The sequence below is a fragment of the Pseudomonas khavaziana genome, assembly GCF_036704165.1.
Taxonomy (GTDB): Bacteria; Pseudomonadota; Gammaproteobacteria; order Pseudomonadales; family Pseudomonadaceae; genus Aquipseudomonas; species Aquipseudomonas khavaziana.
The window spans coordinates 1,083,146-1,096,338 of the sequence record NZ_CP129946.1 but is presented as its reverse complement, the minus strand read 5'-3'; the positions used below and the strand labels follow the sequence as shown (position 1 = coordinate 1,096,338).

At 60.6% G+C, this 13,193-nt stretch carries 11 protein-coding genes; 4 read left to right on the top strand and 7 right to left on the bottom strand.

What is annotated here, in order from left to right; all coding sequences use genetic code 11:
• Positions 1-18: 18 nt before the first annotated feature.
• The 5 genes from QYQ93_RS04785 to murJ all read right to left on the bottom strand — a co-directional run bounded on the left by QYQ93_RS04785 (position 19) and on the right by murJ (position 6,411).
• Positions 19-456: an FKBP-type peptidyl-prolyl cis-trans isomerase gene (locus tag QYQ93_RS04785; RefSeq protein WP_200893576.1), complete on the bottom strand. Its 438-nt coding sequence runs from the start codon at positions 454-456 to the stop codon at positions 19-21.
• A gap of 7 nt (positions 457-463) precedes the next feature.
• Complete coding sequence (lspA, locus tag QYQ93_RS04780) at positions 464-976, bottom strand: signal peptidase II (RefSeq protein WP_043049287.1); 513 nt, start codon at positions 974-976, stop codon at positions 464-466.
• Positions 969-3,800, bottom strand: coding sequence for an isoleucine--tRNA ligase (gene ileS, locus QYQ93_RS04775; RefSeq protein WP_338476441.1), 2,832 nt, complete (start codon positions 3,798-3,800; stop codon positions 969-971). Before ileS ends, lspA begins: the two co-directional genes overlap by 8 nt.
• Before the next feature lie 14 nt (positions 3,801-3,814).
• Positions 3,815-4,753, bottom strand: coding sequence for a bifunctional riboflavin kinase/FAD synthetase (gene ribF, locus QYQ93_RS04770; protein WP_043049285.1), 939 nt, complete (start codon positions 4,751-4,753; stop codon positions 3,815-3,817).
• Between the two features lie 119 nt (positions 4,754-4,872).
• Positions 4,873-6,411: a murein biosynthesis integral membrane protein MurJ gene (murJ, locus tag QYQ93_RS04765; protein ID WP_043049284.1), complete on the bottom strand. Its 1,539-nt coding sequence runs from the start codon at positions 6,409-6,411 to the stop codon at positions 4,873-4,875.
• 253 nt (positions 6,412-6,664) lie between these two features.
• Between murJ and rpsT the strand changes: the two genes are divergently transcribed.
• Positions 6,665-6,943: a 30S ribosomal protein S20 gene (gene rpsT / locus QYQ93_RS04760; protein ID WP_003188401.1), complete on the top strand. Its 279-nt coding sequence runs from the start codon at positions 6,665-6,667 to the stop codon at positions 6,941-6,943.
• Positions 6,944-7,261: 318 nt separating this feature from the next.
• Here the strand turns inward: rpsT and QYQ93_RS04755 are convergent, their stop codons facing one another.
• Positions 7,262-7,747: an FKBP-type peptidyl-prolyl cis-trans isomerase gene (locus tag QYQ93_RS04755; RefSeq protein ID WP_043049282.1), complete on the bottom strand. Its 486-nt coding sequence runs from the start codon at positions 7,745-7,747 to the stop codon at positions 7,262-7,264.
• Here QYQ93_RS04755 and QYQ93_RS04750 point away from each other — a divergent pair.
• The 3 genes from QYQ93_RS04750 to QYQ93_RS04740 all read left to right on the top strand — a co-directional run bounded on the left by QYQ93_RS04750 (position 7,716) and on the right by QYQ93_RS04740 (position 11,115).
• The gene (locus QYQ93_RS04750; RefSeq protein ID WP_080889073.1) at positions 7,716-8,036 is read left to right on the top strand and encodes a DUF3565 domain-containing protein; all 321 of its coding nucleotides are present in this window, start codon (positions 7,716-7,718) and stop codon (positions 8,034-8,036) included. The two genes, QYQ93_RS04755 and QYQ93_RS04750, sit on opposite strands and share 32 nt — an antisense overlap.
• A gap of 79 nt (positions 8,037-8,115) precedes the next feature.
• Complete coding sequence (gene pta / locus QYQ93_RS04745; RefSeq protein WP_043049280.1) at positions 8,116-10,215, top strand: phosphate acetyltransferase; 2,100 nt, start codon at positions 8,116-8,118, stop codon at positions 10,213-10,215.
• Entirely contained in the window at positions 10,216-11,115 is a 900-nt protein-coding gene (locus tag QYQ93_RS04740) for an acyltransferase (RefSeq protein ID WP_338476440.1), read from the top strand.
• A gap of 175 nt (positions 11,116-11,290) precedes the next feature.
• On the opposite strand, the gene cysN is transcribed toward QYQ93_RS04740, so the two are convergent.
• A complete protein-coding gene (gene cysN, locus QYQ93_RS04735; RefSeq protein WP_057024886.1) occupies positions 11,291-13,189 on the bottom strand; it encodes a sulfate adenylyltransferase subunit CysN in 1,899 nt (632 codons plus the stop codon).
• Positions 13,190-13,193: the final 4 nt, after the last annotated feature.

The window sequence follows — 13,193 nt, the reverse complement described above, 5'->3', positions numbered from 1 at the left end:
TAGACCGTGTACGGTCAGTTACAGCGCTTTGACGTTGATGATCTCGACGTCAAAGGTCAGCGTTTTGCCGGCCAACGGATGGTTGAAGTCGATGGTCACTTGCGCGTCATCGAAAGCTTTCACCACGCCAGGCAGTTCGGTATTCGCCGCATCATTGAAAATCACCAGCAAGCCTTCCGACAGGTCCATGCCTTCGAACTGCGAGCGCGGGATGATCTGCACGTTTTGCGGGTTGGGCTGGCCGAAGGCGTTTTCCGGCAGGATCTGCAGGTTACGCTTGTCGCCAGCCTTGAAGCCGAACAGCGCCGCTTCAAAACCCGGCAACAGGTTACCGTCGCCCACCTTGAAAGTCGCCGGAGCTTTGTCGAAGGTGCTGTCGACCGTGTCGCCATTCTCCAGGCGCAATGCGAAATGCAAAGTGACTTCCGTGTTCTGGCCGATGCGTTGCTCAGCCAATACCTGATCAGTCATTGACGGTCTCTCCGGTTTTCTTGCTCTTGAACATATCCAGCGCCAGCATGATTGCACCGACGGTGATGGCGCTGTCAGCAAAGTTGAACGCCGGGAAGTAATGGCGGTTCTGCCAATGCACCAGGATGAAGTCGATCACATGCCCCAGGGCAATGCGGTCATACAGGTTGCCCAGCGCGCCGCCCAGCACCAGGGCCAGGGCGATAGCCAGCCAGGTGTCGTCGCGACCCAGGCGCTTGAGCCAGATCACCAGCACTGCACTGACCACCACGGCGATCAGGGCAAACAACCAGCGCTGCCAGCCACCGCCGTCAGCCAGGAAGCTGAAGGCGGCGCCGGTGTTGTAGGCCAGGGTCCAGCTGAAGTAATCCGGGATCACCACGATTTGCTGGAACATCTCCAGGGAGCCCTCGAAGTGAGCCTTGCTGACCTGGTCAATGACCAGGACCAGCAAACTCAATACGAGCCAGCCCAGACGTCCAAAACGACTGGCTGAGTTAGGCATAGTGGCGAACCTCGCCAGCACCGCTGATGTTGTCTACACAACGGCCGCAGATTTCCGGGTGCTCAGGGTTCACGCCGACGTCTTCACGGCAGTGCCAGCAACGGGCGCACTTGGGGAAGGCCGACTTGACCACTTTGAGCTTGAGGCCCGGTACTTCGGTCGCTACGGCATCCGCCGGGGCCTGGGCGAAAGGTGCCAGGCTCGCGGTGGAGGTGATCAGCACGAAGCGCAGTTCGTTGCTCAGCTTGGCCAGGTCGGCAGTCAGGCCGTCCTCGGCAAACAAGGTGACTTCGGCTTGCAGGTTGCCGCCCACGGCCTTGGCCGCACGCTGGACTTCCAGCTCCTTGTTCACCGCAACCTTGACCGCCATGACGCCTTCCCAATACTCGCGACCCAGTTCGAAGTCGGCCGGCAGTTCGGTCAGGCCTTCGTACCAGGTGTTGAGCATGACCGACTCGTTACGCTCGCCCGGCAGGTATTCCCACAGTTCATCGGCGGTGAATGCCAGGATCGGTGCGATCCAGCGCACCAGCGCTTCGCTGATGTGGTACAGCGCAGTCTGCGCCGAACGGCGCGCCTTGCTGTTGGCGCCGGTGGTGTACTGGCGGTCCTTGATGATGTCGAGGTAGAAACCGCCCAGCTCCTGCACGCAGAAGTTGTGGATCTTGGAGTAGACGTTCCAGAAGCGGTACTCACCGTAATGCTCCTGCAGCTCACGCTGCAGCAACAGGGTACGGTCCACGGCCCAACGGTCCAGGGCGAGCATGTCCTCGGCCGGCAGCAGGTCGGTGGCCGGGTTGAAGCCGGTCAGGTTCGACAGCATGAAGCGCGCGGTATTGCGGATGCGACGGTAGGCATCGGCGCTACGCTGCAGGATCTGCTCCGAAACGGCCATCTCGCCTGAATAGTCGGTCGAGGCCACCCACAGGCGCATGATATCGGCACCCAGAGTGTCGTTGACCTTTTGCGGCGCGATCACGTTGCCCAGGGACTTGGACATCTTGCGGCCGTTTTCGTCGACGGTGAAACCATGGGTCAGCAGCTCGCGGTACGGGGCATGGTCGTCGATGGCGCATCCGGTCAGCAACGACGAGTGGAACCAGCCGCGATGCTGGTCCGAGCCTTCCAGGTACAGGTCGGCACGCGGGCCGGTCTCGTGGCCCATCGGATGCGAACCGCGCAGTACGTGCCAGTGGGTGGTACCCGAATCGAACCACACGTCGAGGGTGTCGCTGATCTTGTCATACAGCGGCGCTTCGTCGCCCAACAGTTCGGCGGCGTCCAGCTTGAACCAGGCTTCGATGCCTTCCTGTTCGACACGCTGGGCTACGACTTCCATCAGTTCGACAGTACGCGGGTGCAACTCGCCGCTTTCCTTGTTCAGGAAGAACGGGATCGGCACGCCCCAGTTGCGCTGGCGGGAGATGCACCAGTCCGGACGGTTGGCGATCATCGAGTGCAGGCGCGCCTGGCCCCAGGCCGGGACGAACTGGGTGTCTTCGATGGCCTTGACCGCACGATTGCGCAGGGTCTGGCCCTGGACCGGCTCCTTATCCATACCGATAAACCACTGCGCGGTGGCGCGGTAGATCAGCGGGGTCTTGTGGCGCCAGCAGTGCATGTAGCTGTGCTTGATGGTTTCGGTGTGCAGCAGCGCACCAACTTCCGACAGCTTGTCGATGATCGGCTGGTTGGCCTTGAAGATGAACTGGCCGCCGAAGAACTCCAGGGACGGCACGTAGACGCCATTGCTCTGCACCGGGTTCAAGATGTCGTCGTTGACCATGCCATAGGCTTTGCAGGTCACGAAGTCGTCTACGCCATAGGCCGGTGCGGAGTGAACGATGCCGGTGCCGGCGCCCAGTTCCACGTAGTCCGCCAGGTACACCGGCGACAGACGGTCATAGAACGGATGACGGAAGTTGATCAGCTCCAGCGCAGAACCGGTGGTGGTGGCGATCACCGAGCCTTGCAGCTCGTAACGCGCCAGGCACGACTCGACCATTTCCTCGGCCAGCACCAGCAGGCGATCACCGACGTCCACCAGGGCGTAGGTGAATTCCGGGTGCACGTTCAGCGCCTGGTTGGCCGGGATGGTCCACGGGGTGGTGGTCCAGATCACGATGGCGGCCGGTTTGCTCAGGCTCGCCAGGCCAAAGGCCTCGGCGAGCTTGGCGTCGTCGGCGATCGGGAACGCCACGTCGATGGTCGAGGACTTCTTGTCTTCGTACTCGACTTCCGCTTCGGCCAGGGCCGAACCGCAATCGAAGCACCAGTTCACGGGCTTGAGGCCCTTGAACACGAAACCGCCCTTGACGATTTCGGCCAAGGCACGGATTTCACCGGCCTCGTTCTTGAAATTCATGGTCTTGTAGGGGTTGTCCCACTCGCCCAGCACGCCCAGACGGATGAATTCGGACTTCTGCCCTTCGATCTGCTCGGTGGCGTAGGCACGGCACAGTTCGCGGGTCTTATCCGCGCCCAGGTTCTTGCCGTAGGTCACTTCGACTTTGTGTTCGATCGGCAGGCCGTGGCAATCCCAGCCCGGGACATACGGCGCGTCGAAGCCCGAAAGGGTCTTCGAGCGGATGATCATGTCCTTGAGAATCTTGTTCAGCGCATGACCGATGTGAATCGTGCCGTTGGCGTAAGGAGGGCCGTCGTGCAGGACGAATTTCGGACGATCCTTGCCAATTTCGCGCAACTTTCCGTACAGGCCAATACTGTCCCAGCGCTGCAGGATCTGCGGTTCGCGCTGTGGCAGGCCGGCCTTCATTGGGAAGGCGGTGTCCGGAAGGTTTAGCGTGGCTTTATAGTCGGTCATTTAAGGCTCTTCGGTTAGCGATGGGCGCTAGGTGCGGCTAGTGCACGGGCGGCGGCGACATCCGCATTGATCGCCGTTTTCAACGCCTCCAGGGAGGCGAAACGCTGCTCTTCACGCAGCTTCTGGTGGAAAACCACCGTCAAACGCCGGTCGTATAAATCACCGGCAAAATCCAAAAGGTGAACTTCCAGGTGGGCCTTGCCATCACCTGCAACCGTGGGCCTGACGCCTATATTGGCGACTCCCGGCCACGATTGGCCGTCGATATCGACGCTCACCAGGTAAACCCCGGTCAAGGGTACACGACGGCGCTTGAGTTGCACGTTGGCAGTTGGCGTGCCCAATTGGCGCGCCAGCTTCTGGCCGTGCAATACCCGCCCGGCAATGCGGAACGGGCGACCGAGCAAACGCTCGGCCAAGCCGAAGTCGGCAGCAGCCAGCGCGTTACGCACCTGGGTGCTGCTCACGCGCAGACCGTCCAGTTCGACGGTTTGCGCGGCTTCGACGGTAAACCCTTGGCTGGCGCCGGCATGTTGCAGGAAATCGAAATCGCCGACCCGGTCACACCCGAAACGGAAGTCGTCGCCGACTTCCAGGTGTTGCACCCCCAGGCCCTCCACCAGGATACGGTCAACGAACTCGGTGGCGCTGAGGCTACGCAAGCGCTGGTTGAAAGCCAGGCAGAGGACGCGGTCCACACCCTCTTCGGCCAGCAGTTGCAGCTTGTCGCGCAAGCGCGCCAGGCGGGCCGGCGCCGTTTCCGGGGTAAAGAACTCCCGCGGTTGTGGCTCGAAAATCACCACGCAGCTGGGCACGCCCAACTCGACCGCACGCTCGCGTAGCCGGGCCAGGATAGCCTGGTGGCCACGGTGAACACCGTCAAAGTTGCCAATAGTGGCGACGCAGCCCCGATGCTCGGGGCGCAGGTTGTGAAGACCTCGAACCAGCTGCATAACGCGCTTCTTGCTCATAAAGTGGTCGATTATAACCACACCCAGCCCCGGACGACAGGCAACAGCGCAGGCCAAATGGGTCGATTCGATAAAACACCCGTTTTATCGCGGCAAACTCTCTATCCCAGCGACTTGCGATTGAAATGCCGCAGGCGGAAACCCTGCAACAGCAACATGCCGAAGTACACCGCCGCGCCCGCGACCACCAATACACCCAGGCGCATGAAGCGCTCCAGCATATCGCCATGACCCCAGGCCGGCATTACGTGCATCAGACCAACGAGCACGGCGGACATCGCGGCGACTGCCACGAGCAACTTGAGGGCGAACATTCCCCAACCCGGCTGTGGCTGGTACATCTGCTGTTTGCGCAGTTGGTAAAACAGCAGACCGGCATTGATACAGGCGCCTGCACTGATCGCCAACGCCAGCCCGGCATGGGCCAAAGGCCCGATGAATACCAGGTTGAGCAGTTGCGTGACGATCAGCGTGAAAATTGCGATTTTCACCGGCGTGCGGATGTTTTGCTGCGCGTAAAAACCAGGTGCGAGCACCTTGATCACAATAATGCCGAGAAGGCCGACGGAGTAGGCAACCAGCGCGTGCTGGGTCATCAAGGCGTCATGCGCATCGAATTCTCCGTATTGAAACAGTGAGACCGTGAGCGGTTCGGCGAGGATCCCCAGGGCCAGGGCGCATGGCAATACCAGCAGGAAGCACAGGCGCAGGCCCCAATCGAGGATACGCGAATACTCCTGGCGGTCCTTGCTGGCGTAGGTGCGCGCCAGGGTCGGCAGCAGGATCGTGCCCAACGCCACGCCAAGCACGCCGGACGGCAACTCCATCAGGCGATCGGCGTAGTACATCCACGACACCGACCCCGAGACCAGCAGCGAGGCAAATGCGGTGTTGATGATCAGGGAGATCTGGCTCACCGACACCCCGAGGATTGCCGGCAGCATATTGCGCATCACGCGCCAGACACCGGTGTCCTTGAGATTCAGGCGCGGCAGCACGAGCATGCCGATTCTCTTCAAGTGCGGCAGCTGGTACAGCAATTGCGCCAGGCCACCGGCCAGGACCGCCCAGCCCAGGGCCATGACCGGCGGATCGAAATACGGCGTGAGGAACAGCGCAAAAATAATCATGCTGACGTTGAGCAGAGTCGGCACGAAAGCAGGCACCGAGAAACGGTTCCACGTATTGAGGATCGCCCCGGCCAGGGACGACAGGGAAATCAGCAATATATAAGGAAAGGTCACTCGCAGCAGATCAGTGGTCAGTGCGAATTTTTCCGGAGTATTGGCAAAGCCCGGGGCGGTGGCCCAGATCACCCAGGGTGCGGCGAGCATGCCGACCAGGGTCACCAGCATCAACACCAGGGTCAGCAGGCCCGAGACGTAGGCAATAAAGGTGCGGGTCGCCTCCTCGCCCTGCTGGGTCTTGTATTCGGCCAGGATCGGCACGAAGGCCTGGGAAAACGCGCCCTCGGCGAAGATCCGCCGCAACAGGTTGGGGAGTTTAAAGGCAATAAAGAAGGCATCCGTGGCCATGCTGGCGCCAAAGATGCGCGCCAGCAGGGTGTCACGCACAAACCCCAAAACTCGGGAGATCATCGTGATAGAGCTGACGGCAGCCAACGATTTGAGCAGATTCATTGAAAGAGTTTGCGCCTATAGATAAAGAGCAGGCGAACAAAGCGCCCACTTATGCGATACTGCGCGCCTGCAACAGCACAGAGCCAAAGCTCGCGAGTTTACAGGTCAAGCGCCGGAAATAAATCACCCGCCTCTTCAGATCGACCACTCAGCAGTTCGCATCAGCCGCCCTTGACAACCCATCAAGTCATCGGCATGATTCGCGGCCTATTTTGTTTGCTATTTCCTAAAAAGTCTTTCGAGGAGCTCGACGGTGGCCAACACACCTTCCGCCAAAAAACGTGCAAAACAGGCTGAGAAGCGTCGCAGCCACAACGCCAGCCTGCGTTCCATGGTTCGTACCTACATCAAGAATGTAGTTAAAGCCATCGACACCAAAGACGCTGAAAAAGCCCAAGCTGCTTACGTTCTGGCCGTGCCAGTTATCGACCGTATGGCCGATAAAGGCATCATCCACAAGAACAAGGCCGCTCGTCATAAGAGCCGCCTGAATGGCCATATCAAGGCTCTGAGCGTTCCTGCTGCAGCCTAAGTGGTAACAACTGCAACGCAGCCCAGGTTGCGGAACAGTTAAGAAATGCCCCGTACCGAAAGGTCCGGGGCATTTTTGTATGTGCCTGAAAATACGCAGGAGTGCTGATCGTTCCCACGCTCCGCGTGGGAATGCCGCCTGGGATGCTCCGCGTCCCCAATGCGTGCAGGTGACGCAGAGCGTCACGGGATGCATTACCACGCGGAGCGTGGGAACGATCGATGTGGGAGTTCGGGAAGCCAGGTGAATATTTCCAAACCAAAAAAAACGCCCCGAACCAGTCGGGGCGTTTTTTGCTATCTATTGATCAAACCACAATCAATGGTGATGACCGCCTTCACCGTGGACGTGGCCGTGAGCCACTTCTTCCTGGGAAGCGTCGCGAATGGCAACGATCTTCACTTGGAAGTTCAGGCGCTGGCCTGCCAGAGGGTGGTTACCGTCGACGGTCACGTCGTCGCCGTCCAGGTCACGGATGGTGACGATCTGCATTTGGCCGTCCGGCGCGGAAGCGTGGAACTGCATGCCCACTTCCAGCTCGTCAACGCCTTCGAACATGCTGCGGCTCAGGGTGCTGACCAGCTCGGCGGAATATTCGCCGTAAGCATCTTCAGGCTCTACGGCGACGGTCAGTTCATCACCGACGTCTTTGCCTTCCAGGGCCTTTTCCAGGCCCGGGATGATGTTGCCTGCGCCTTGCAGGTAGACCAGCGGCGCGCCGCCGGCTGAGCTGTCGATGACCTCACCAGCGTCGTTGGTCAGGGTATAGTCGATGGAGACAGCCTTGTTAGCGGCGATCGTCATGGGGCGAGACCTTTTGCATAAGAATGAAGAACGGACAAGTCTAAACAAGGATTTGCCCGAAAGCGAACAGAACCCGGACGGACGGGGCCGATCAACGGCATCCTGCATCACCGGTTTCCATCAGGACGACGACCGGCATTGGGTCGCCGAACTGTCCTGCGGGCACACCCAGCACTTGCGCCACCAGCCGCCATGGCAGTCACGCGCCTGGGTACTGGACCCCGCACAACGCCTTGAAAAAATAGGCCAACCCTTTGCGTGCGGCTGGTGTGCGCAAGCGCAAGAATAACGCTAACCTTGGCGCCTGATCCGCGGTAGGCACTCAAGCATAGAGCGCCACCCAAGCCATGCACCTCCAGAGAATTCGCATGCAGACTTTTTTTATCGCGCCCACCGATTTTGGTGTGGGCCTGACCTCCATCAGCCTTGGGCTGGTGCGCACCCTGGAACGGGCCGGACTTAAGGTCGGCTTTTTCAAACCGATTGCCCAGCCTCACCCGGGCGATACCGGCCCGGAACGCTCCACTGAACTGGTGGCACGCACCCACGGGCTCAAACCGCCCCAACCCCTGGGCCTGGCCCACGTAGAGCGCATGCTCGGCGACGGCCAGCTCGATGAGCTGCTGGAAGAAATCATCACCCTCTACCAGCAGGCCGCCGTGGGCAAGGACGTGCTGATCGTTGAAGGCATGGTGCCGACCCGCAGCGCCAGCTACGCCGCACGGGTCAACCTGCACCTGGCCAAGAGCCTGGATGCGGAGGTAATCCTGGTCTCGGCCCCGGAAAACGAAGTGCTCACCGAGCTTTCCGGCCGGGTGGAATTGCAGGCGCAATTGTTCGGCGGCCCGAAAGACCCGAAAGTGCTGGGCGTGATCCTCAACAAGGTGCGCACCGATGAAAGCATGGAGGCCTTCTCGGCGCGCCTGAAAGAACACTCGCCGTTGTTGCGCAGCGGTGATTTCCGCCTGCTCGGCTGCATCCCCTACCAACCCGAACTCAACGCCCCGCGCACCCGTGACGTGGCTGACCTGATGGGTGCGCAGATCCTCAACGCCGGCGACTACGAAAGCCGGCGCATGACCAAGATCATCATCTGCGCGCGCACCATGCGCAACACCGTGGAGTTGCTCAAGCCCGGCGTGCTGGTGGTAACCCCAGGGGATCGCGACGACATCATCCTCGCCGTCAGCCTGGCCGCGATCAACGGCGTGCCGCTGGCCGGCCTGCTGCTGACCAGCGACACCCTGCCCGACCCACGCATCATGGACTTGTGCCGTGGCGCCTTCCAGGCCGGGTTGCCAGTGCTGTCGGTGAGCACCGGCTCCTATGACACCGCCAACCAGCTCAATAGCCTCAACAAGGAAATTCCCATTGATGACCGCGAGCGTGCGGAGATCATCACTGACTTCGTCGCCAGCCATCTCGATGCGCGCTGGCTGCACCAGCGTTGCGGTACGCCACGGGAAATGCGCCTGTCGCCGGCCGTGTTCCGCTACCAGTTGATCCAGCGCGCCCAGGCCGCCAACAAGCGCATCGTGTTGCCCGAAGGCAGCGAGCCGCTGACCGTCCAAGCCGCCGCCATCTGTCAGGCCCGGGGCATTGCCCGTTGCGTGCTGCTGGCCAAGCCGGCGGATGTGGAGGCGGTCGCCCGCGCCCAGGGCATCGAACTGCCCGAGGGCCTGGAGATTCTCGATCCGGACCTGATACGCCAACGCTACGTCGAGCCAATGGTCGCCTTGCGCAAGTCCAAGAGCCTCAACGCACCCATGGCCGAGCAACAGCTGGAAGATACTGTGGTGATCGCCACCATGATGCTCGCCCTGGACGAAGTGGACGGCCTGGTCTCCGGGGTTGTTCATTCCACTGCCAATACCATTCGCCCTGCCCTGCAGCTGATCAAGACCGCGCCCGGATGCACCCTGGTATCGTCGGTGTTCTTCATGCTGTTCCCCGAGCAGGTGCTGGTGTATGGCGACTGTGTGATGAACCCACACCCAAGCGCCGCGGAACTGGCGGAAATCGCCCTGCAAAGCGCCGATTCCGCCGCCGCATTCGGCATCACGCCACGGGTGGCGATGATCAGCTATTCCAGCGGTGATTCGGCCAGTGGCGAAGAAGTGGAAAAAGTCCGCGAAGCCACCCTGCTCGCCCATGAGCAGCAAAGCTCGCTGCTGATCGACGGCCCGCTGCAATACGACGCCGCCGCCAACGAAAACGTCGCCCGGCAACTGGCCCCCAATAGCCAGGTCGCGGGCAAGGCCACGGTGTTCGTGTTCCCCGACCTGAATACCGGCAACACTACTTACAAAGCCGTACAACGCAGCGCCGATTGCGTAAGCCTGGGGCCGATGCTCCAGGGCCTGCGCAAGCCAGTGAACGACCTGCCGCGCGGCGCCCAGGTAGACGACATCGTGTACACCATCGCCCTGACGGCGATCCAAGCCGCCAACCGACCTATGGATATCTAAATGCTGGATTTTCTACCTGCCGCCGTACGCGGAGTAATCGCTTCGCTGCTGCTGGCGCTGAACACGATCCTGCTGTGCTCGTTCCTGTTTATCGTCGCACTGTTCAAGGCGCTGCCCTTCGCCAAGCGCTTCAGCGAATGGCTGATGAACCACACCCACGAAGCCTGGGTGACCAACAACAAGGGCTGGATGAACCTGGTACGGCGCACCCGCTGGCACCTGACTGGCCTCGAGGGCTTGGACTACCAGCACTCCTACCTGGTGACCAGCAACCACCAGAGCTGGGTCGACATCATGGTGCTGCAATACGTGCTCAATCGGCGTATTCGCCCGTTGAAGTTCTTCCTCAAGCAGGAATTGATCTGGGTGCCGGTGATTGGCCTGGCGTGGTGGGCACTGGGCTTTCCCTTTATGAAGCGCTACAGCAAGGCTTACCTGGAGAAGCACCCGGAAAAGAAAGGCAAGGATCTGGCGACCACCCGCAAGACCTGCGCGAAGTTTCGCGACAACCCGGTGGGCATTTTCAACTTCGCCGAAGGCACACGGTTTACACCGGGCAAGCATGCGCAACAAAACTCCCCATTTCGCTATTTGCTCAAGCCCAAGGCCGGCGGCATTGCGTTTGTGCTGGATGCCATGGGGGAACAATTGAAGTCACTGGTGAATGTGACCATTCACTATCCTGGCGGACGCCCTGGGTATTGGGATTTGCTGTGCGGGAATGTGCAGGACGTGGTGGTGCGGTTTGAAGAGGTGCAGATTCCGGCCGAGTTTATCGGCAAGAATTATGAGCAGGACGGGGAGTATCGGTTGGCGTTCCAGGGGTGGATTAACCAACTGTGGGAAGCCAAGGATGCGTTGCTGGATCAGCTTCACACCGAATTCCCAAGCAAGCGATGATCAACCTGTGGGAGGGGGCTTGCCCCCGATGAGGGAGTATCAGTTGACGCAGCCGTAGCTGACCCACCGCTATCGGGAGCAAGCCCCCTCCCACATTTGACCGCGCTCGATCTTGAAGATGTAAAAAAGCCCGCCACCGAGTCATCGGTGGCGGGCTTTTTTGTAGCGTCAAACCTTAGATCGCGCCGCGCTGGCGCAACAACTCCAGCACTTGCTTGACACTGTCTTCCAGCGACAAGGCCTGGGTATCGAGCACCAGATCGGCATTCAACGGCACATCATACGGGAAAGACTCACCCGGGATGTTATCCCCACCCGCCGCGTACAAACCTTGCGGATCACGCTCGGCGCAAACCAGCGGCGAGGCCTGCACATAGACCGTCAGCAAACGGTCAGCGCCGATCAGCGCCTTGGCCTGCTCACGGCCTTCGGCATCCGGCGCAACGAATGCGGCCAGGGTCAGCAAGCCAGCCTCGTTGAACTGACGCGCGACGTGAGCCGCACGGCGCCAGTTTTCGGTACGCCCGGCACGGTCCTGAGGCAAGCCCTTGTTCAGGTCGTGACGCAGGTTCTGGCCGTCCAGTACAAACACCGCACGCCCCATGTCAAACAGCTTGCGCTCAACCGCGTAGGCCAAGGTACTCTTGCCAGCGCCGGACAGGCCGCTGAACAACACCGTAGCCGGCTGCTGGCCGAAGCGCAGGGCGCGTTCTTCGGTGGCGACATGCGCGAGACTGCCGTGCTGCGCAGAACCGCCATGATTGACCGGCGGCGCGATGATCATGCCCGCAGCCACAGTGCCGTTGGTCAAACGGTCGATAACGATAAAGGCGCCGGTGGTGCGGTTACTGTCATAGCCATCCAACGCAATGGCGGCGTCGAGACTGACCTTGACCCGGCCGATTTCGTTGAGTTGCAGCGAACTCGCCGGGCCTTCGGCCAGGGTGTTCACATCCACGCGGTGCACGATGCTGGTGATGGAGCCCGGCACGTAGCTGGTGGCGCGCTTGATATCGTATTTCTTGCCCGGCAACATCGGTTCTTCGGCCATCCACACCAGCATGGCGTCGAAGGCGTCGGTCACTTGTGGCACGTTGTCGGCATGCACCAGCAGGTCGCCACGGGAGATATCGATCTCGTCTTCCATGGTCAAGGTCACGGCCTGGCCTGGGCCGGCGTTTTCCAGCTCACCTTCGAAGGTGACAATGGATTTGACCCGGCTGCTCTTGCCCGACGGCAGCACCACCACTTCATCGCCCTTGTGCACGATGCCGCTGGCCAGGGTGCCGGCGAAACCACGGAAATTCAGGTTCGGACGGTTGACGTACTGCACCGGGAAACGCAGGTCGGTGTAGTTGCGGTCATTGGCGATCTCGACGGTCTCGAGGATCTCCATCAGCGACTGGCCGGTGTACCAGGGCGAACGCTCGCTCTTGTTCACCACGTTGTCGCCCTTGAGCGCCGACATCGGTACAAAGGCCAAGGTGCTCGGCTTGAACGCGATACCTTCGGCGAACTTCAGGTAATCGGCCTTGATCGACTCGAAGACGCTCTGGTCAAAGCCATTGATGTCCATCTTGTTGACGGCCACCACGATGTGCTTGATCCCCAGCAACGAAGCGATAAAGCTGTGACGCCGGGTCTGGGTCTGAACCCCATAGCGGGCGTCGATCAGGATGATCGCCAGGTCACAGGTAGACGCACCCGTGGCCATGTTGCGGGTGTACTGCTCATGGCCGGGGGTGTCGGCGATGATGAATTTGCGCTTGGCGGTAGAGAAGTAGCGGTAGGCGACATCGATGGTGATGCCCTGCTCACGCTCGGCCTGCAGGCCGTCGACCAGCAAGGCCAGGTCGATATCGTCGCCCGTGGTGCCGGATTTCTTCGAATCGCGGGTGATGGCTTCCAGGTGATCTTCGTAGATCATCTTGGAGTCGTGCAGCAGGCGCCCGATCAGGGTGCTCTTACCGTCATCGACGTTGCCGCAGGTCAGGAAGCGCAACATTTCCTTGCGCTCGTGCTGGGCCAGGTAGGCGAGGATGTCCTCGCTGATCAAATCAGATACGTGCGACATGACA

Excerpts from the sequence above, each read along its gene's own strand:
- lspA (WP_043049287.1), bottom strand. The coding sequence starts at position 976 with ATGCCTAACTCAGCCAGTCGTTTTGGACGTCTGGGCTGGCTCGTATTG.
- ileS (WP_338476441.1), bottom strand. The coding sequence starts at position 3,800 with ATGACCGACTATAAAGCCACGCTAAACCTTCCGGACACCGCCTTCCCA.
- ribF (WP_043049285.1), bottom strand. The coding sequence starts at position 4,753 with ATGCAGCTGGTTCGAGGTCTTCACAACCTGCGCCCCGAGCATCGGGGC.
- murJ (WP_043049284.1), bottom strand. The coding sequence starts at position 6,411 with ATGAATCTGCTCAAATCGTTGGCTGCCGTCAGCTCTATCACGATGATC.
- QYQ93_RS04750 (WP_080889073.1), top strand. The coding sequence starts at position 7,716 with ATGGAGACAGCCTTGTTAGCGGCGATCGTCATGGGGCGAGACCTTTTG.
- QYQ93_RS04755 (WP_043049282.1), bottom strand. The coding sequence starts at position 7,747 with ATGACGATCGCCGCTAACAAGGCTGTCTCCATCGACTATACCCTGACC.
- pta (WP_043049280.1), top strand. The coding sequence starts at position 8,116 with ATGCAGACTTTTTTTATCGCGCCCACCGATTTTGGTGTGGGCCTGACC.
- QYQ93_RS04740 (WP_338476440.1), top strand. The coding sequence starts at position 10,216 with ATGCTGGATTTTCTACCTGCCGCCGTACGCGGAGTAATCGCTTCGCTG.
- cysN (WP_057024886.1), bottom strand. The coding sequence starts at position 13,189 with ATGTCGCACGTATCTGATTTGATCAGCGAGGACATCCTCGCCTACCTG.